Genomic DNA, 16,224 nt, shown 5'->3' with positions numbered 1-16,224 from the left:
CGGGACTCCTCGGTGACGGTATGCCGGTGAACGGTGTGTCCCTGAGGGTCCGGACGGGAAACGGGTGGAGCGAGCCGATTTCCGGTTGCTACTCTCCCGTGGCCCGGGCCGACCGGAACTCGGCCAGCGCCGCGGCCACCAACGGGCCGTTCCCGCCCGCCCGTTCACCGTCAGGCAGGAACAGCGTGTCCTCCAGGCCGACGCGCGTCGCGAGGCCGAGGCGGGCCGCGAGGGACAGGACCGGCCAGGTCCCGCCGTCCATGCCGTGCAGCAGGACGGGTCTGCCGTGGGCGGTGCCGATCGCGCTCAGGAGCGTACGGGCCGTGGCCGTCGCCGACTCGGGGGCCGTGTCCATGACTTCGGCCAGGACGCGCAGCACCCGGGGCGCCAGCGGCGACGCGGCGAACCGCTCGGGTCCTTCCGTGCCGGACCACAGGCCCGCCTCCACGCCGACGCCGCGGTCGAGGAGCGCCGCCGCGACGGCCTCCGCGCCCTCCTCGTGCCAGTTCACCGACGCGTGGTCCGGCAGCACCGTCCACGACCGGACACGCGCCACCCGCGCCGCCGGGTCCGGCTCGGCCCACGCGCCCGTCGTCACGCCCACCGGAACCGCCACGCGGGCCCGGACCGCCTCAAGCGTCGCCGCAACCGAACGTGGCGACAACGTGTCTTGTCCACAAGGGGACTTGGGGTGAACATGCACATCCGACGCACCGGCCGCCACGGCCGCCTCGACGGCATCGGCCAGCGCACCGGGCGACAGGGGCACGACCGCCCCGTCGGCAGCGCCACGAGCACCGTTCGGACACACCTGCACGAAGACCATGGACGTGATGGTGCCACCCGGCACCGACAACGGCAGTCACACGGGGGAGTCGCACACATGCCACTCGCGATCGCATCACTGAAGTACGAGGCCGCCCACTCGGGCGCCCAGACCATCACGTACGACAGCGACGGCTACCACCTCGTACGGTTCCCGTACGCGGCCGGCGAGGAGTCGTACGACGCCTGGAAGATGCACGACCCGGCCGGTGGCGGTGGCAAGTCCACGTACCCCGATCCCCGCTCCGGCCTGATCTGGCCGAGCCATCACGGCTGGGGCACGCTGTCCGCCCTCGTCTTCTGGAAGGCCGACAGCCGCGCCACCGAGTACCGCGCCCGCTTCGTGCGCGACCCGCTGAACCTCTCCACGGGCTACGACTCGACCGCGACCACGGACACCCCGGCCACCGGCGGCGGCCAGTACCGCTCCTGCACCTGGCAGATGTTCGTGCACCCGGGCACCCCGGTCGGCCTGAAGATCGCGGCCCGGGCCGGTGACCGGAAGATCGCGGTGCCCATCGTCCTGGCCGAGTTCAAGCTGGCCATAGAGACGGACGTGATCAAGCCCTGAGATTCCCTTGAGTTACCTCACTCACCGTCGCTGAGGTACGTTTAGGGAGTGCAGCGACAGTACTACTCCTTGGATCAGGTCGCCGACCTGCTCGGCCTCCACGTCAGGACCGTCCGCGGCTACGTCCGCGAAGGACGACTGAAGGCCACCCAGGTCGGCCGCAGGTACCGCGTGACGCGCGAGGACCTGGAGGCCTTCACGGGCGCCCCCGCTGCGCCCCGTCCGGCGGGCGGGGCGCACGCGGAGGCGTCGGTCGTCGTCCAGGTGGACGGCGTCGACCCGCAGGCGTCCATGCGCCTGGCGAACACGCTCGTCGCGGCGGCGGGCAGCCGGGGTGCGGCTGCGCGGCTGCGCGTGGAGACGGTCTACGACGAGGAGCGCGCCGTACTGAAGATCATCGTGCTCGGCGGGCTCGCCGACGCCGCGGAACTGCTGAAGATCACCGACGCGCTCGTGGAGGGCTCCTGATGACCGAACCCACGCCGGAACTCCGGGAGTTGGCGGGCATCACCGTTCTCTTCTGCCCGCCCGACGGGCCCCGCCTCGACAGCGAGCAGGCCGCGCTCGACCTCATCGGCGACGCCGGGTACCAGGGCGCCGCCTGGGTCGCCGTCCCCGCCGAGCGGTGCGGCGCGGACTTCTTCCGGCTGCGCACCCGCGTCGCCGGTGACGTCGTGCAGAAGTTCGTCAACTACCGTACGGGGCTTGCCGTTCTCGGCGACATCACGGCCGAGACCGCCGCCAGTACGGCGCTGCGCGACTTCGTGCGGGAGAGCAACCGCGGCCGCCAGCTGTGGTTTCTGGACGACGCCGCCGCGCTGGAGGCGCGCCTCGTAGAGTCGGGGGCGTGACAGCACACGACGCGCCCGACCCGCACCTGCCCCAGCTCACCGGCGCGCAGGCCGACCGCCTGCGCGGCCTCGTCACCGCCGGCCTGCACGCCCGCACCGGAGCCCGCCCCACCGTCGTCGGCGACACGGCCGAGTCCGAAGGGCGCCGCCACCCGCTGACGAACCTGGCACAGCGGTGCGCCGCCGCCCCTGAGGAGCAGTGGCCCGACCTCGTCGCCGGGCACTTCGGGAACCTGGCGGAGGCATCCCGAGGAGGCGAGAGCGCCGAGGAGTTGCTCGCAGGCACCTGTTTGCGCCTGGTGGCCCCGGGCGTCGAAGGCGCCGCCGACGGCTTCCGGTACCTGCGCTCCGTGGCCGACGGCCTGAACCTCGCCCTCGCCCTCGACGCCCCCACCTCCGTACGGCTGTTGACCGACGAGGACGTGGCGCGGGCCGGCGCCGACGAGCTGTGGGCCGCCGCGCAGCGCAATCTCGTGCGCGCGCCCATGCGGTACGAGGAGGTCAGGCTCGACGGGCACCCGGTGCTCTACTCCGTGTACGGGGACTCGCCGTTCGTGTCCAGCAAGGCGCTGGTGCTGCCCGAGGTGGTCGCCGAGGTCACCGGCCGCCGGATGCCGAACGCCGGCGCGCTCGTCGTCGTCCCCACCCGGCATCTCCTCGCCTTCCACCCCATCGTCGACGGCAGCGCGGTCGACGCCGTCAACGACCTCGCCACGTACGCCGTCCGCGCCCACGAGGACGGCCCGGGATCGCTCTCCCCGCGCGTGTACTGGTGGCACGACGGGCGCCTCACCTCGCTCACCGTCATCGACGACGAGGCCCGCACTCTCGCGCAGGAGCCGCCGCGCGAACTCGTCGACATCCTGAAGGCGCTGCGCGGACTCGACCGGGCCGGGCGGCTCGTTCCAGCCACTGCCACTGCCACTGCCACTGCCACTGCCACTGCCACTGCCGCCGCCGGCGGCGTCGAGGAACTCACCGCCGCCACCGCCGAGTTGATCGCAGGGCTCGGTGAGCGCCCCGAGGACCTGCCCGACGCCTTCGCCTCGGCCGTCGCCCTCAGCCACGCGCACGCCGCCGACGACCCCGCCGCCAACCGGGTGGAGACGTGGGACGCGTGGGTCGCCGCGCTCCAGCTCGGCACCGCCCTGTTCCTGGAGACCAAGGGGGTCGAAGTGCCCCTGGAGGAACGGGTGTTGACCGTGCCGCCCACCGGGCCCGGGGTCAGGGGCGACGCCCGCGCCTGGCTCGACACCTTCTACCTGACCCTGGTGACCCGCGAGCGCGACCGCACCCGGCGCCTGTGCGAGGTGCCGCTCGACGACCTGCGCGGGGCCGGCCCCGTCGACGACTACGTCCTGCACTGGATCGACGTCCTGCGGAGCTACTGGGACAGCAGCTCCCTGGACGACATCGTGGGGAAACTGGTCACCACGATCGAGAGCTCGGACCCGCAGGTCCCGACGCTCGCGCCGAAGGACTTCCTCAACTCCGTCGACTACCAGCCCGTCGCGATGTTCCACCGGATGCTCACCGACGACCACGAGGCCTTCGCCGACGCGCTCACCGAAGCCCTCGCGCAGCACGCGAGCTACTGGGGCGACGCGGCGGCGCCGCGCGCCCGCGTGGCCCTCGGGCCGCTCGCCCTCGCCTGCCTCGCCTACGACATGGAGTACCCGCTCCGCACCGACCAGCCGTATCTGCCGGCGTACCTGCTCAACCGGCAGCGCCTGGAGCACATCCCGGGGTGAGCGGTCCGCGGGGGATCCGGGGGTGCGCCGGTGACCGGCCGCACCCCCGTCGCGCTATACCGAGACCAGGTCCCGCGCCCGCCTGGCGTCCGCCAGGGCCGCGGGGGTGAGGACGGGCCGCGGCACGACGATGCCGCAGTGGGTGCAGACGGGGCCCGACGACGGTTCGTGCGCCAGGTCGTGCTTCCAGACGAGGCCGCTGTCCGCGCAGACCGGGCAGCATGCTCCCGGCTCGCGCTCCAGGGCCGCGATGAGTCGCCGCAGCACTTCGGCCAGCGGCTCGGTGGGGTGCACCGACGGGTCGTCGCACCAGGCGACTCCGAAGCCGCCCCAGGTCAGCCGGTGCCAGTCGTCCACCGTGCCCGGGCGGCGCAGCCCGTCGTGCTTCTCCTTGCGCCTGCGCTCCGCGAAGGCGACTTCGTACGCGAGCCAGACGGCCCGCGCCTCTTCGAGCTCCTCAAGGGCCGCCACCAGGCGGGCCGGGTCGGGGGAGCGGTCCTCGGGTCCGAACCCCGCCCGGGAGCAGAGATGGTCCCAGGTCGCCCGGTGACCGTAGGGGGCAAACCTCTCCAGGCACTTGCGCAGCGAGTAACGCCGCAGTGCCAGATCGCTCAGCGGATCGCGCACCTGTCTTGCCAGACTCCGGAATCCAGCCATCGCCCTGCACCTCCGTCACACGTACGTCGGCGTCGCCGCAGCCATGAAGCGACGTTGCCGAGTAGACGTATCGACACGCGATTCGGATCCCTCAGAAGGCCGGTCGGTCCCATCCGATTTCCGATGGGGCTCATCACCGGGCTCTCCTGAGGCCGGGGAGTCCCTGAGTGTTCCCTGTGGTGATTCCGAAAACGTGACGCATGTTCATCTTCTGTCGTTGGATAACCGCCGGTAACCTCCGGCTCACCATCGTCGGGAGGACCAGGCATGCGACGACGCATCCCACGAACCACCCTGCACAGGAGAGTTACGGCCGCGGCGGCCCTCGTGCTCACCGCCGGACTGCTTTCCCCGCTGTCGACGGCCGCGGCCGCCGACGATCCCGTACCCGTACCCATTTCCGACCACTGCGAAGGGCAGTGCGCGGACATCCTGCCGCCCGGTGCGAACGGCAGCGCGACCCTCGCGGAGATCCTCGGCAACAAGCTGTTCGGAACCCAGCCCGCACACGCCGACGATCAGCTCGGTCCTTACGACGCGCTGTCGTCCGGGTATCCCGCACTCACGGACGACACACTCACGAACTTCTTCAACGACTCCTCCTTCGGTGTCCCGGACGATCAGGTCGGATCCGTCACCCGCCCCCGCGACGATGTGACGATCACCCGTGACAAGAAGAACGGCGTACCCCACATCAAAGGTTCCTCACGCTACGGAACCGAGTTCGGCGCCGGCTACGCCGCAGGTCAGGACCGCCTCTGGCTGATCGACCTGTTCCGCCACATCGGCCGCGGCGAGCTGACGTCCTTCGCGGGCGGCGCCCTCGCGAACCAGGGCCTTGAACAGGAGTTCTGGCCGCAGGCCCCGTACACCGAAGAGGATCTCCAGAAGCAGGTCGACTACATCAAGTCGTCCGGCGGGGAGCGTGGCAAGCAGGCCATGGAGGACGCGCAGGCCTACATCGACGGCCTCAACGCCTACCGCGTGAAGTCCAAGAACGGCCGCTACTTCCCGGGCGAGTACGTCCTCACCGGCAAGATCGACGCGATCACGAACGTGGGCGAGATCCAGCCGTTCAAGGTGACCGACATGATCGCGCTCGCGTCGGTCGTCGGCGGCCTGTTCGGCAACGGCGGCGGGGGAGAGGTCGACGCGGCCCTCTCGCTCCTGAAGTCCCAGGAGAAGTACGGCGTCGAGAAGGGCACCGAGGTCTGGGAGTCGTTCCGCGGCCGCAACGACCCCGAGGCCGTCACCACCATCCACGACGGCACCAGCTTCCCGTACGGCACCAAGCCGAAGGACGCGCGCGGCCAGGCGCTGCCCGACAAGGGCTCCGTCGAGGGCGAACCGCTCGTGTACGACCGCACGGGCTCGGCCGCGAACGAGTCCACCAAGGCCGTCGCCAAGGACCCGGTGAAGGCGCCGAAGAAGCTGAAGCCGCTCCAGGGCATGTACGACGACGGGGTCCTCCCCGCCGACCTGTTCACGGACTCGGCCTCGAAGAAGGGCATGTCGAACGCCCTCCTCGTCTCCGGCAGGCACACCGCGTCCGGCCACCCGGTCGCCGTGTTCGGCCCGCAGACCGGCTACTTCGCGCCGCAGCTGCTGATGATGCAGGAGCTGCAAGGCCCCGGCATCAGCGCGCGCGGCGTCTCCTTCGCCGGCGTCGGCATGTACATCCAGCTCGGCCGCGGCCAGGACTACGCCTGGTCGGCGACCTCGGCGGGGCAGGACATCACCGACACGTACGCGGTCCAGCTCTGCGAGCCGGGCGGCGGCGCGCCGACGAAGCAGTCCACGTCGTACATGTACCGCGGCACCTGCACGCCCATGGAGAAGCTGGAGAAGAAGAACGCGTGGTCGCCGACCGTCGCCGACTCCACGGCCGCGGGCTCCTACCGGATGCAGGTCTTCCGCACGAAGTACGGCATCGTCACGCACCGCGCCACCGTCGACGGCAAGCCGGTCGCCTACACCGCGCTGCGCTCCACGTACCGGCACGAGGCCGACTCCATCATCGGCTTCCAGATGCTGAACGACCCTTCGTACGTCACCGACGCCGCGTCCTTCAAGAAGGCGGCGCAGCACATCAGTTACGCCTTCAACTGGTTCTACGCCGACTCGCGCGACATCGCGTACTACAACAGCGGCTCCAACCCGGTACGGGCGGACGGCGTCGACATGTCGCTACCGGTCAAGGGCGAACAGGCCTATGAGTGGAGGGACTTCGACCCGGCGGACAACACGGCGGCCTACACCCCGCCCGCCGAGCACCCGAACTCGACGAACCAGGACTACTACATCTCCTGGAACAACAAACAGGCCAAGGACTTCACCGCGGCCAACTTCAGCCTGGGCGCCGTGCACCGGGGCAACCTCCTCGACGACCGCGTGAAGAAGCTGACGGCCGAGGGAGGCGTCACGCGCGCCTCGCTCACCCAGGCCATGGAGGAGGCCGCGGTCACGGACCTGCGCGGCGAGCAGGTGCTCCCGGAGATCCTCAAGGTCCTGCGCAGCAAGCCCGTCGACGACCCGCAACTCGCCAAGGCGGTCCAGCAGTTGGAGGCCTGGCGCAAGGGCGGGGCGCAGCGCAACCAGACGTCCGCGGGCTCGAAGACGTACGCGCACCCGGACGCCGTACGGATCATGGACGCCTGGTGGCCGCTGCTCGTCGAGGCCGAGTTCAAGCCGGGCCTCGGCGACAGCCTGTACACGGCGCTCGCCGGTGAACTGAGCATCGACGAGGCGCCGTCCGCCGGACACGGCCCGACCGGCTCGCACGCCGGGTCGGCGTTCCAGTACGGCTGGTGGGGCTACGTCGACAAGGACCTGCGGTCGGTGCTCGGGCAGCCGGTGCGAGGCAAGCTCGGGGCGCAGTACTGCGGCGCGGGCGACCTGGGCGCGTGCCGCGACGCACTGCTCGCCTCCCTCGCCAACGCCGTCGCGAAGCCGGCCACGGAGGTCTACCCCGGCGACGACACCTGCAAGGCGGGCGACCAGTGGTGTGCGGACACCATCGTGCACCGGGCGCTCGGCGGGATCACCCACCGCTCGATGCAGTGGCAGAACCGGCCGACGTACCAGCAGGTGGTGGAGTTCCCGAGCCACCGTTAGCGCGGGCCGGGGGCGGGTGGCCCTACGGGGTCACCCGTCCCGCCCCGAGCACGACCCGGGCCAGTTCCTCGTGGCAGATGTCGCTGTGGGCCCCCGACGGCGGGGGCCCGTGGCGCACCACGGACGCCGCGTCGACGCTCACGCACCCCGACCCCGGCACGCCGTCCCGCAGCACGGCCTCCAGGGTGGAGCGGACGGAGCCCGGCACGTCCTGCACGCCGTCGAAGCCCAGGGCGCCCCAGCGCCTGCCGAGGTCGATGGCGCCCTTGTCGTCACCGGCCAGCCGGGACGCCAGCGGGTACATCGTGCTGAGCGCGGTGTCGAACCGTGAGTAGCAGGCCACCAACGGGCCCTGGACGCGCGTCTGTTGGCCCTTGAGCGCGCCGCGCTGGGCGAACGCGTAGTGGGAGAACGCTCCCTGAAGCAGCGTCACCGACCGCACGTTGCGCGCACCGCTCGGCAGGCCGGCGAGCGCGAACGACACGAGGCGCGCGCCGAAGCTGTGCCCCACCAGGTGGACGCGGACGTCCGGCGCCTCGTTCGCGAGCCGCCCGAGGGCCGGTCCGAGCCCCTTCCTGCCCACCGTGCCCGCGCGCTTCTTCATCGCGAAGTACGTGGCCTGGCGCAGGAGTTCGTGCCCGCCCTTCCAGGCCCGGGAGAGCCCGCCGGGCAGCCGCAGCGCCTCGGCACCCGCCGTCGCCTCCAGGGCGCCGGCGAACTGGAGGCAGATGCCGCGCGTGTCCTCCTGGAGCATCGCGGGCGGCGCGCCCTCCTCGGACAGGTCCGCGCCGAGCGTGTCCGGCCGCACCCCCACGAGCTGCCGCACGAGACCGCCGAACTCGTTGAACGCCTCCCGCCTGTCCGGCTGTTGGTCGAGCAGCTTCGCCAGCCGGTCGATGACGGCGGCGCCGCCCGGGAACACCTCACCGAGCGCGTGCCGCGTGCCCTCGTCGAGCGTCGTGCACGGAACCGCCGCCCGCGCCGCCGCCACCGAAGGGCCGAAGTCGGGGATCGGCTCGTCGGTGAACCGCATGGCGGGCCACAGTACGCCCACGTACCCGAGCGCGGCGGCCGGTGCCAGATCGGGGAACGGCGCGAAGAACCGGTCGTAGAGGCGGGTCGCGATCGAACGGTCGTTGTTCCAGCCGTGCGCGAACACGACCAGGTCCCGCACCCCGCGCTCGCGCACCTCGCGCAGCAGCCGGTCGCGGCGCCCGGGCTCGGGATCCCCGTCGGCGTCGAACGTCAGCTCCCAGTACGGACGGACATGGACTTCCGGTGCTGCGGCCATGGCAGGCCCCCGTGATAGGTGTCGAGCGTGTGCCGCATCGTCCCGCCGTACCCGGGGGTTGGCCATACGCCGGTCGGGCCCGACCGGGCGGCCGGTCAGCCCAGTTCGCGCTCCCGCGTCTCCGGAAGCGCCAGCACGCACAGCAGCGAGACGACCGCCATGGCGCTCACGTACCAGCCCACCGACGACGACCCGAACGCACTCTGGAGCCGCGTCGCCACCAGGGGCGCCACCGCGCCGCCCAGCACGCCGCCGAGGTTGTACGCGAACGAGGCCCCGGAGTAGCGCACCCGCACCCCGAACAGCTCCGGCAGGTACGCGCCCATCGGGCCGTACACCACACCCATGCAGAACAGGGCGCCGCCGAGCGCGAGTGCGATGAGCACGGGCTGCTCGGTGTCCATCAGCGGGAACAGGGCCAGGCCCCAGACGACCGCGAGCCCTGAGCCCACGAGCACCATCCTGCGGCGCCCGCCCGCGTCCGAGCGCGTCGCCGCGAGCCAGGTGCCCGCCGCCAGGAACAGACACGCGACGAGCGACACCGCGAGCATCGTCGAGCGCGGCACGCCCAGCGTCTTCGTGCCGTAGGCGAGGCAGTACGTGGTGGCGGTGTAGAACAGCCCGTACGCGACGACCATGCCGCCGGCACCGAGCAGGATCTCCTTCGGGTGCCGCTTGAAGACCTCCAACGCCGGTGCCCTGCTGGCCTCCTGATCCGCCATCACCTTGGCGAAGACCGGCGTCTCGCTGATCTTCAGACGGACGAACAGGCCGACCGCGACCAGCAGGAAGGACAGCAGGAACGGGATGCGCCAGCCCCACGACTGGAACGCGTCGTCCGACAGGGATTCCGAGAGCAGCCAGAAGATGCCGGTCGCCGCGAAGAAGCCGACGGACGGGCCGAGTTGGGGGAACGCGGCGAACATCCCGCGCTTGCCGCGCGGCGCGTGCTCCACCGCGAGCAGGGCCGCCCCGCCCCACTCGCCGCCGAGCCCGACGCCCTGGAGGAAGCGCAGGAGCACGAGCAGGATCGGCGCCCACACCCCCAACGTGCCGTAGCCGGGCAGCAGTCCGACGCACGCCGTCGACAGGCCCATCAGGAGCAGCGAGGCCACGAGCACCGACTTGCGGCCGATCCGGTCGCCGAAGTGGCCGAAGACCAGCGAGCCGATGGGGCGGGCCGCGAACGCGACGGCGTACGTCGAGAAGGAGGCGAGGGTGGCGTTGAGCGGGGAGAGGTTCGGGAAGAACGCGGCGTTCAGGACGAGGGCCGCGGCCGTCCCGTAGACGTAGAAGTCGTAGAACTCGATGGCCGTCCCGATGAAGCTGGCCACCGCCACGCGGCGCAGACTCTCCGGCCGGTCCTGGTCCGGCGGAGCCTGCGCCGCGGCGGCGGGGGCGATGTCTTCCCTGGCTGAGTCGTCTTTGAGCACGGGCCGACTCTGATTGTCCGTGTACGGTCCAGTCAATATTCTGGGACGGCCGTCCCGGATGCCGAGACGTCAGCTGCCTGTACGTCAGCTGCCTGTACGTCAGCTGCCTGTACGTCAGCTGCCTGTACGTCAGCTGCCTGTACGTCAGCTACTTGTACGTCAGGTACTTCCGCCGTACGTCCCTGAACGCGGCCAGCTCGGACCGCCAGCCCGCCACGACCTCGTCGGCGGACGCCCCCGCGTCGATCATGGTCCGTACCTGCGTCGACCCGGTGAGCTTGTCGATCCAGTTGTCCGAGCGCCAGGCGAAGCCGCTCCAGGCCGACTTGGCGGTGACCAGGAGGGCGATGCCGGTGCGGACCGGGTCGAAGGCGTCGCGGTCGTCGACGTGGATCTGGACGCCGCCGACCGTCTTGCCCTGGAACTTGGAGAACGTCGGCGCGAAGTACGCCTCCCTGAAGTGCACGCCGGGCAGGGCGAGTTCATTGGCCTTCGCCGCCCAGCGCGCGTCGATGCCCTCGGCGCCGAGGAGTTCGAAGGGGCGGGTCGTGCCGCGCCCCTCGGAGAGGTTCGTGCCCTCGAAGAGGCAGGTCCCCGAGTAGACCAACGCCGTGTCCGGGGTGGGCATGTTGGGGCTCGGCGGCACCCACGGCAGGCCTGACGCGTCGTAGAAGTCGCGCCGCTTCCAGCCCGTCATCGTGACCGTGGCCAGCTCGACGGGGTGCGCCAGGTACTCGCCGTTGAACAGGCGGGCCAGCTCCGTGACGGTCATGCCGTGCGCCTGGGAGATCTCCCTGCGGCCGACGAAGGTCGCGAACTCCTTGTGCAGGACGGGCCCGTAGGCGTTCCGGCCGGTCGCCGGGTTCGGGCGGTCGAGGACCACGAACTTCTTGCCGGCGAGCTGCGCCGCCTCCATGCAGTCGTACAGGGTCCAGATGTACGTGTAGAAGCGGGCGCCCACGTCCTGGATGTCGAAGACGACGGTGTCGACGCCGGAGGCGGTGAAGATGTCCGCCAGCGCCTGGCCGCTCTTCAAGTACGTGTCGTAGACCGGGAGTCCGGTCGCCGGGTCGTCGTAACGGCCCTCGGATCCGCCCGCCTGCGCCGTGCCGCGGAAGCCGTGCTCGGGGCCGAACACCGCCTTCAGGTCGACGCGTTCGTCGCCGTGCATCACGTCCACGATGTGCCGCACGTCGCGCGTGACGCCGGTCGGATTGGTGACGACGCCGACCTTCTGGCCGTCGAGCAGCGCGTACCCGTCGGCCGCGAGCCGCTCGAACCCGGTCCGCAGCGTCCTGCCGCCGGCGGCGGCCGAGCCCGCCGCGCCGATCCCGCCCGCGACACCCGCACCCACACCCGCGCTCGCCGCGAGCAGCACCCGTCTCGATACGTTCATCCAGGAACCTCCGTGATCACCGGAACTGGCATGGCCATGCACGCTAGCGCCCCGACCGGCTCCGCGGAACGAACCCGGCGGCGATCAGCGCGGGGAACCCCTTCCCCGGTGACATACCGACTGGTTAGTCTGCTGAGGCAACGGGCCGTTTCGCGTCGTGTCGAAGGAGACCGATGGTGGAGAGTGTGCAGGGGCAGTCAGTCGTCGTCACCGGTGCGGGAGGCGGCATCGGCGCCGCCATCGCCCGCAGATTCGCGGCCGCCGGCGCCCGCGTCGTCGTCAACGACCTGGACGCCGCCAAGGCGAAGGCCGTCGCCGACGAGCTCGGCGCGACAGCCGTCCCCGGCGACGCCTCCGCGATCATCGACGACGCCAGGGACGCCCTCGGCGGCACCGTCGACATCTACTGCGCCAACGCCGGCCTCGCCTCCGGCGGCACCGAGGCCGCGAGCGAGGAGGTGTGGGCCGCGGCCTGGGACGTGAACGTCATGGCGCACGTGCGCGCCGCCCACGCCCTGCTCCCCGGCTGGCTGGAGCGCGGCAGCGGCCGCTTCGTCTCCACCGTCTCCGCCGCGGGCCTGCTGACGATGGTGGGCGCAGCCCCGTACAGCGTCACCAAGCACGGCGCGTACGCCTTCGCCGAATGGCTCTCGCTCACGTACCGGCACCGCGGCGTCAAGGTGCACGCGATCTGCCCGCAGGGCGTGCGCACCGACATGCTCACCGCGTCCGGCTCCGCCGGTGACCTGGTCCTCGCGCCGACCGCGATCGAGCCCGAGGACGTCGCCGACGCCCTCTTCGCGGGGATCGCCGACGACCGCTTCCTGATCCTGCCGCACCCCGAGGTGGCCGGGTACTACGCGGCCCGCGCGGCCCAGCCGGACCGCTGGCTCACGAACATGAACCACATCCAGCAGAAGTGGGAGGCGGCCCGGTGAGCGCCACGCCCCAGGAATCGATCTACGCGGCCCGGCCCTGGCTCGGCGTCCTCAACGACGCGCAGAAGGCCCCCGTCGACCCCGCCGCATCCGTCGTCCACGCCTTCGCCGACGCCGTGCGCCGCGCCCCCGACCGCACCGCCCTCGCGTACTTCGACGGCCGCCTGTCCTACGCGGAGGTGGACGCCCTCTCCGACTCCGTGGCCGGACATCTCGTCGCCCGGGGCCTGGAGCGCGGCGACCGCGTCGCGATCATGCTGCAGAACTCGCCGCACTTCGTGCTCGCGCTGCTCGGCGCCTTCAAGGCCGGCGCCGTCGTCGTCCCCGTCAATCCGATGTACAAATCGGGCGAGGTCGGGCACGTCCTGCACGACGCCGAGGTGACCGGGCTCGTCTGCTCGGACCGGGCCTGGGAGGCGTATCTGCGCGAGACCGCGGCCGACTCTCCCGTACGGATCGTGCTCACCGCCTGCGAACTCGACCTCCAGACCCGCAACGACGAGCGCGTCCTGAACTTCGCGCGGGTGACCCCGGCCGCGACCGACGCCGACGACCTCGTGACCGTCGCCCGCGCGGGCCACAAGGCGCCGGTGGAAAGGGAGCTGAGCGCCGAGGACATCGCGCTCATCAGCTACACGTCCGGGACGAGCGGCACCCCGAAGGGCGCCACCAACCTGCACGGCAACATCACGTACAACGCGGAGCGCCAGCGCACCGGCCTCGGACTGCCCGACGGCGCCACCTACTACGCGCTCGCGCCGCTCTTCCACATCACCGGCATGGTCTGCGAACTCGTCGCGTCCTTCGCGAACGCCGGGACGCTCGCGCTCACGTACCGCTTCGAGCCCGGCGTCGTCCTCGACGCGTTCACCGAGTACCGGCCCGCCTACACGGTCGGCCCGTCCACCGCCTTCATGGCGCTCGGCGCCCAGCCGCAGGCGACCCGCGAGCACTTCGCGTCGTTCTCCTCGATCTCCTCCGGCGGCGCCCCCGTGCCGCCCGCCCTGGTCGAGAAGTTCCGCGCCGCCTTCGGCCCGTACATCCACAACGGCTACGGCCTGACCGAGTGCACCGCGCCCTGCGCGTCGGTCCCGCCGGGCGTCGAGGCGCCCGTCGACCCGGTCTCCGGCACCCTCGCGGTCGGCGTCCCCGGGCCCGACTCGGTCGTCCGGATCGTCGACGACTTCGGCAACGACGTGCCCTTCGGCGAGCAGGGCGAGATCGCGGTCCGCGGCCCGCAGGTCGTGCCCGGCTACTGGCGCCGCCCCGACGCCACCGCCGAGGCCTTCCCCGACGGCGAACTGCGTACCGGCGACATCGGCTTCATGGACGCGAACGGCTGGCTCTACGTCGTCGACCGCAAGAAGGACATGATCAACGCGTCCGGCTTCAAGGTCTGGCCGCGCGAGGTCGAGGACGTGCTCTACACGCACCCCGCCGTGCGCGAGGCGGCCGTCGTCGGCATCCCCGACGCGTACCGCGGGGAAAGCGTCAAGGCGTACGTGAGCCTGCGCCCCGGCGCCGACGCGAGCCCCGAGGAACTGTCCGCGTACTGCAAGGAACGCCTCGCCGCGTACAAGTACCCGCGCGAGGTGGAGGTCCTGGGCGAGCTGCCCAAGACGGCGAGTGGGAAGATCCTCCGACGGGAACTGCGTTCCCCGGCACAGGCATAGACACAGCGAAAGGCAGGTGGCGGCAGTGGCCAGGACCACGACGGACGGCGACGGCACGCCCGTTCCGCAACGACTCCTCGCGGCCGCCACCCGGCTGTTCGCCGAGCAGGGCTACGACCGCACCTCGGTGCAGGAGATCGTGGAGGCCGCCGGCGTCACCAAGGGCGCCCTCTACCACTACTTCGGCTCGAAGGACGACCTCCTGCACGAGGTGTACGCGCGCGTCCTGCGGCTCCAGCAGGAGCGGCTCGACGCGTTCGCCGACGGGCCCGAGCCGATCGAGCAGCGGCTGCGCGGGGCGGCGGCGGACGTCGTCGTCACCACGATCGAGAACCTCGACGACGCGTCGATCTTCTTCCGCTCCATGCACCACCTCAGCCCCGAGAAGAACAAGCAGGTACGGGCCGAGCGGCGCCGCTACCACGAGCGGTTCCGCGCGCTGATCGAAGAGGGCCAGAAGACCGGCGTCTTCTCCACCGAGACCCCGGCCGACCTCGTCGTCGACTACCACTTCGGCTCGGTCCACCACCTGTCGACCTGGTACCGCCCCGACGGGCCCCTCACCCCGCAGCAGCTCGCCGACCAGCTGGCGGACCTGCTCCTTCGGGCGCTGCGGCCGTAATTCTGCCGAGGAGCGCCTCGGCCGCCGGATTGCGCGGCCGGGGCGCCCGCCCCGCGAGCACGACGGTCCGGCCCGGCTCCGGCTGGCGGATGGTCACACACGGCAGACCGGCCGCCTCGGCGATCCGCCGGGGCACGATCGCGACGCCGATCCCGGCCCGTACGAGATCGACGAGCAGCCCGATCTGCGTCACGTCACAGGTGATGCGCCGCTCCAGACCGCAGTGCGCGGCAAGGCGGCGCACCGCCGTCTCCAGACCCGTACCGGCCTTGAAGTCGATGAACGGCTCGTCGGCGAGATCCTTGATGAGGGTCCGCCGGGCCCGGGCCAGCGGATGCCCCGGCGCGGTCACGAGGACGAGGTCCTCCCGCCAGGTCCCGAACGCGGCGAGGCCGTCGGGGAGGCGGCGGGCGTCCGGCGCGAGGAACGCCAGGTCGAGTTCGCCAGCCCGCAGCCCCTCGATCAGTTCCTCCACGGGGCCTTCGCGCACGGACACCTGGATGCCGGGCAACTCCCGGTGGAAGGCGGCGAGTTCGGCCGCGAGGTCCACACAGGTCAAGGTCTGGATCGTGCCGATCGCGACCCGTCCGGTGCCGAGCCCGGCCACTCGCGCCACGGACTCCTTCGCCGCGGCGGCCCCGGCGAGCAGCTGCCGCGCCTGGGGGAGCAGCGCCCGCCCGGCCTCGGTGAGCACGACACGGCGGCCCGTCCGGTCGAACAGCTCCGCGCCCAGTTCGCGCTCCAGGTTCCTGACCGACGTACTGAGCGCGGACTGCACGATGAGCTCGGCGCGGGCCGCCGCGGTGAAACTGCCCTCGGTCACGACCGCCACGAAGTGGCGCAGCTGACGTATCTCCACCCATCGATTCTATGGATGCGACCGAGCGAAACGATCTGTTGGACCGGCAGGCGGAGGCGGCGCGAGGCTGGGGCCATGGATCACGTACCCGCCCTGTGGACCGCCGCCTACGCTCCCCGCCGCCCGCGCCCCCTGCGGGCGGCGTACCGCCAACTCCTGTACGTCCGCTGCTTCTTGCGCCGGCTGGCGCTCGCCGACCACGACATCGGCGGCGGCTACTGAAGGGGACTGCCCACGGGGGCT

Annotated in this window: 15 protein-coding genes; 9 read left to right on the top strand and 6 right to left on the bottom strand. The window is 71.6% G+C overall.

Going from position 1 to position 16,224, the window contains the following annotated elements; translation table 11 throughout:
- Window positions 1-88 precede the first annotated feature (88 nt).
- Complete coding sequence (locus AB0L37_RS32200; RefSeq protein WP_365513423.1) at window positions 89-826, bottom strand: 3-keto-5-aminohexanoate cleavage protein; 738 nt, start codon at window positions 824-826, stop codon at window positions 89-91.
- A 57-nt stretch (window positions 827-883) separates the two neighbouring features.
- Here AB0L37_RS32200 and AB0L37_RS32195 point away from each other — a divergent pair, with 57 nt between their 5' ends.
- Genes AB0L37_RS32195 through AB0L37_RS32180 form a run of 4 tightly spaced genes read left to right on the top strand, consistent with a single transcriptional unit; the run spans window position 884 to window position 3,998 of the window.
- Window positions 884-1,396: a hypothetical protein gene (locus AB0L37_RS32195; RefSeq protein ID WP_365513420.1), complete on the top strand. Its 513-nt coding sequence runs from the start codon at window positions 884-886 to the stop codon at window positions 1,394-1,396.
- 48 nt (window positions 1,397-1,444) lie between these two features.
- Entirely contained in the window at window positions 1,445-1,864 is a 420-nt protein-coding gene (locus AB0L37_RS32190; RefSeq protein WP_365513417.1) for a helix-turn-helix domain-containing protein, read from the top strand.
- The gene (locus tag AB0L37_RS32185; protein WP_365513414.1) at window positions 1,864-2,247 is read left to right on the top strand and encodes a DUF4180 domain-containing protein; all 384 of its coding nucleotides are present in this window, start codon (window positions 1,864-1,866) and stop codon (window positions 2,245-2,247) included. Before AB0L37_RS32190 ends, AB0L37_RS32185 begins: the two co-directional genes overlap by 1 nt.
- Window positions 2,244-3,998: an immunity 49 family protein gene (locus AB0L37_RS32180; protein WP_365513411.1), complete on the top strand. Its 1,755-nt coding sequence runs from the start codon at window positions 2,244-2,246 to the stop codon at window positions 3,996-3,998. Before AB0L37_RS32185 ends, AB0L37_RS32180 begins: the two co-directional genes overlap by 4 nt.
- A 54-nt stretch (window positions 3,999-4,052) precedes the next feature.
- Here the strand turns inward: AB0L37_RS32180 and AB0L37_RS32175 are convergent, their stop codons facing one another.
- Window positions 4,053-4,655, bottom strand: a complete 603-nt coding sequence (locus AB0L37_RS32175) for a hypothetical protein (protein ID WP_365513408.1) — start codon at window positions 4,653-4,655, stop codon at window positions 4,053-4,055.
- 267 nt (window positions 4,656-4,922) lie between these two features.
- Between AB0L37_RS32175 and AB0L37_RS32170 the strand changes: the two genes are divergently transcribed.
- Window positions 4,923-7,769 carry a penicillin acylase family protein gene (locus AB0L37_RS32170; RefSeq protein WP_365513405.1) on the top strand — a complete coding sequence of 949 codons (2,847 nt, stop codon included), beginning with the start codon at window positions 4,923-4,925 and terminating at the stop codon, window positions 7,767-7,769.
- A 22-nt stretch (window positions 7,770-7,791) separates the two neighbouring features.
- Here the strand turns inward: AB0L37_RS32170 and AB0L37_RS32165 are convergent, their stop codons facing one another.
- The 3 genes from AB0L37_RS32165 to AB0L37_RS32155 form a co-directional block, all read right to left on the bottom strand.
- Window positions 7,792-9,060 (bottom strand): serine-threonine protein kinase, encoded by a 1,269-nt coding sequence (locus tag AB0L37_RS32165; RefSeq protein WP_365513402.1) that lies wholly within the window; start codon window positions 9,058-9,060, stop codon window positions 7,792-7,794.
- Between the two features lie 95 nt (window positions 9,061-9,155).
- Window positions 9,156-10,463 (bottom strand): MFS transporter, encoded by a 1,308-nt coding sequence (locus AB0L37_RS32160; RefSeq protein WP_365513473.1) that lies wholly within the window; start codon window positions 10,461-10,463, stop codon window positions 9,156-9,158.
- A 178-nt stretch (window positions 10,464-10,641) separates the two neighbouring features.
- Window positions 10,642-11,889: a DUF1343 domain-containing protein gene (locus tag AB0L37_RS32155; RefSeq protein WP_365513400.1), complete on the bottom strand. Its 1,248-nt coding sequence runs from the start codon at window positions 11,887-11,889 to the stop codon at window positions 10,642-10,644.
- A gap of 173 nt (window positions 11,890-12,062) precedes the next feature.
- On the opposite strand from AB0L37_RS32155, the gene AB0L37_RS32150 reads away from it, so the two are divergent.
- Genes AB0L37_RS32150 through AB0L37_RS32140 form a run of 3 tightly spaced genes read left to right on the top strand, consistent with a single transcriptional unit; the run spans window position 12,063 to window position 15,122 of the window.
- The gene (locus AB0L37_RS32150) at window positions 12,063-12,827 is read left to right on the top strand and encodes an SDR family oxidoreductase (protein WP_365513397.1); all 765 of its coding nucleotides are present in this window, start codon (window positions 12,063-12,065) and stop codon (window positions 12,825-12,827) included.
- Window positions 12,824-14,500, top strand: a complete 1,677-nt coding sequence (locus AB0L37_RS32145) for an AMP-binding protein (protein ID WP_365513396.1) — start codon at window positions 12,824-12,826, stop codon at window positions 14,498-14,500. The genes AB0L37_RS32150 and AB0L37_RS32145 overlap by 4 nt, the downstream gene beginning before the upstream one ends.
- Window positions 14,501-14,516: 16 nt before the next feature.
- On the top strand, window positions 14,517-15,122 hold the full coding sequence (locus tag AB0L37_RS32140) for a TetR/AcrR family transcriptional regulator (protein WP_365513394.1): 606 nt from the start codon (window positions 14,517-14,519) through the stop codon (window positions 15,120-15,122).
- Here AB0L37_RS32140 and AB0L37_RS32135 read toward each other — a convergent pair.
- The gene (locus AB0L37_RS32135; protein ID WP_365513391.1) at window positions 15,061-15,981 is read right to left on the bottom strand and encodes a LysR family transcriptional regulator; all 921 of its coding nucleotides are present in this window, start codon (window positions 15,979-15,981) and stop codon (window positions 15,061-15,063) included. The two genes, AB0L37_RS32140 and AB0L37_RS32135, sit on opposite strands and share 62 nt — an antisense overlap.
- A gap of 75 nt (window positions 15,982-16,056) precedes the next feature.
- Between AB0L37_RS32135 and AB0L37_RS32130 the strand changes: the two genes are divergently transcribed.
- Entirely contained in the window at window positions 16,057-16,203 is a 147-nt protein-coding gene (locus AB0L37_RS32130; RefSeq protein ID WP_365513388.1) for a hypothetical protein, read from the top strand.
- Window positions 16,204-16,224: the final 21 nt, after the last annotated feature.

Origin of the sequence: Streptomyces sp. NPDC052225, assembly GCF_040679615.1 — a bacterium.
GTDB lineage: Bacteria > Actinomycetota > Actinomycetes > Streptomycetales > Streptomycetaceae > Streptomyces.
The sequence above is the reverse complement of the archived record's forward strand: the minus strand, read 5'-3'. Positions and strand labels throughout refer to the sequence as shown.

Excerpts from the sequence above, each read along its gene's own strand:
- AB0L37_RS32130 (WP_365513388.1), top strand. The coding sequence starts at position 16,057 with ATGGATCACGTACCCGCCCTGTGGACCGCCGCCTACGCTCCCCGCCGC.
- AB0L37_RS32150 (WP_365513397.1), top strand. The coding sequence starts at position 12,063 with ATGGTGGAGAGTGTGCAGGGGCAGTCAGTCGTCGTCACCGGTGCGGGA.
- AB0L37_RS32170 (WP_365513405.1), top strand. The coding sequence starts at position 4,923 with ATGCGACGACGCATCCCACGAACCACCCTGCACAGGAGAGTTACGGCC.
- AB0L37_RS32195 (WP_365513420.1), top strand. The coding sequence starts at position 884 with ATGCCACTCGCGATCGCATCACTGAAGTACGAGGCCGCCCACTCGGGC.
- AB0L37_RS32200 (WP_365513423.1), bottom strand. The coding sequence starts at position 826 with ATGGTCTTCGTGCAGGTGTGTCCGAACGGTGCTCGTGGCGCTGCCGAC.
- AB0L37_RS32185 (WP_365513414.1), top strand. The coding sequence starts at position 1,864 with ATGACCGAACCCACGCCGGAACTCCGGGAGTTGGCGGGCATCACCGTT.
- AB0L37_RS32165 (WP_365513402.1), bottom strand. The coding sequence starts at position 9,060 with ATGGCCGCAGCACCGGAAGTCCATGTCCGTCCGTACTGGGAGCTGACG.
- AB0L37_RS32175 (WP_365513408.1), bottom strand. The coding sequence starts at position 4,655 with ATGGCTGGATTCCGGAGTCTGGCAAGACAGGTGCGCGATCCGCTGAGC.
- AB0L37_RS32155 (WP_365513400.1), bottom strand. The coding sequence starts at position 11,889 with ATGAACGTATCGAGACGGGTGCTGCTCGCGGCGAGCGCGGGTGTGGGT.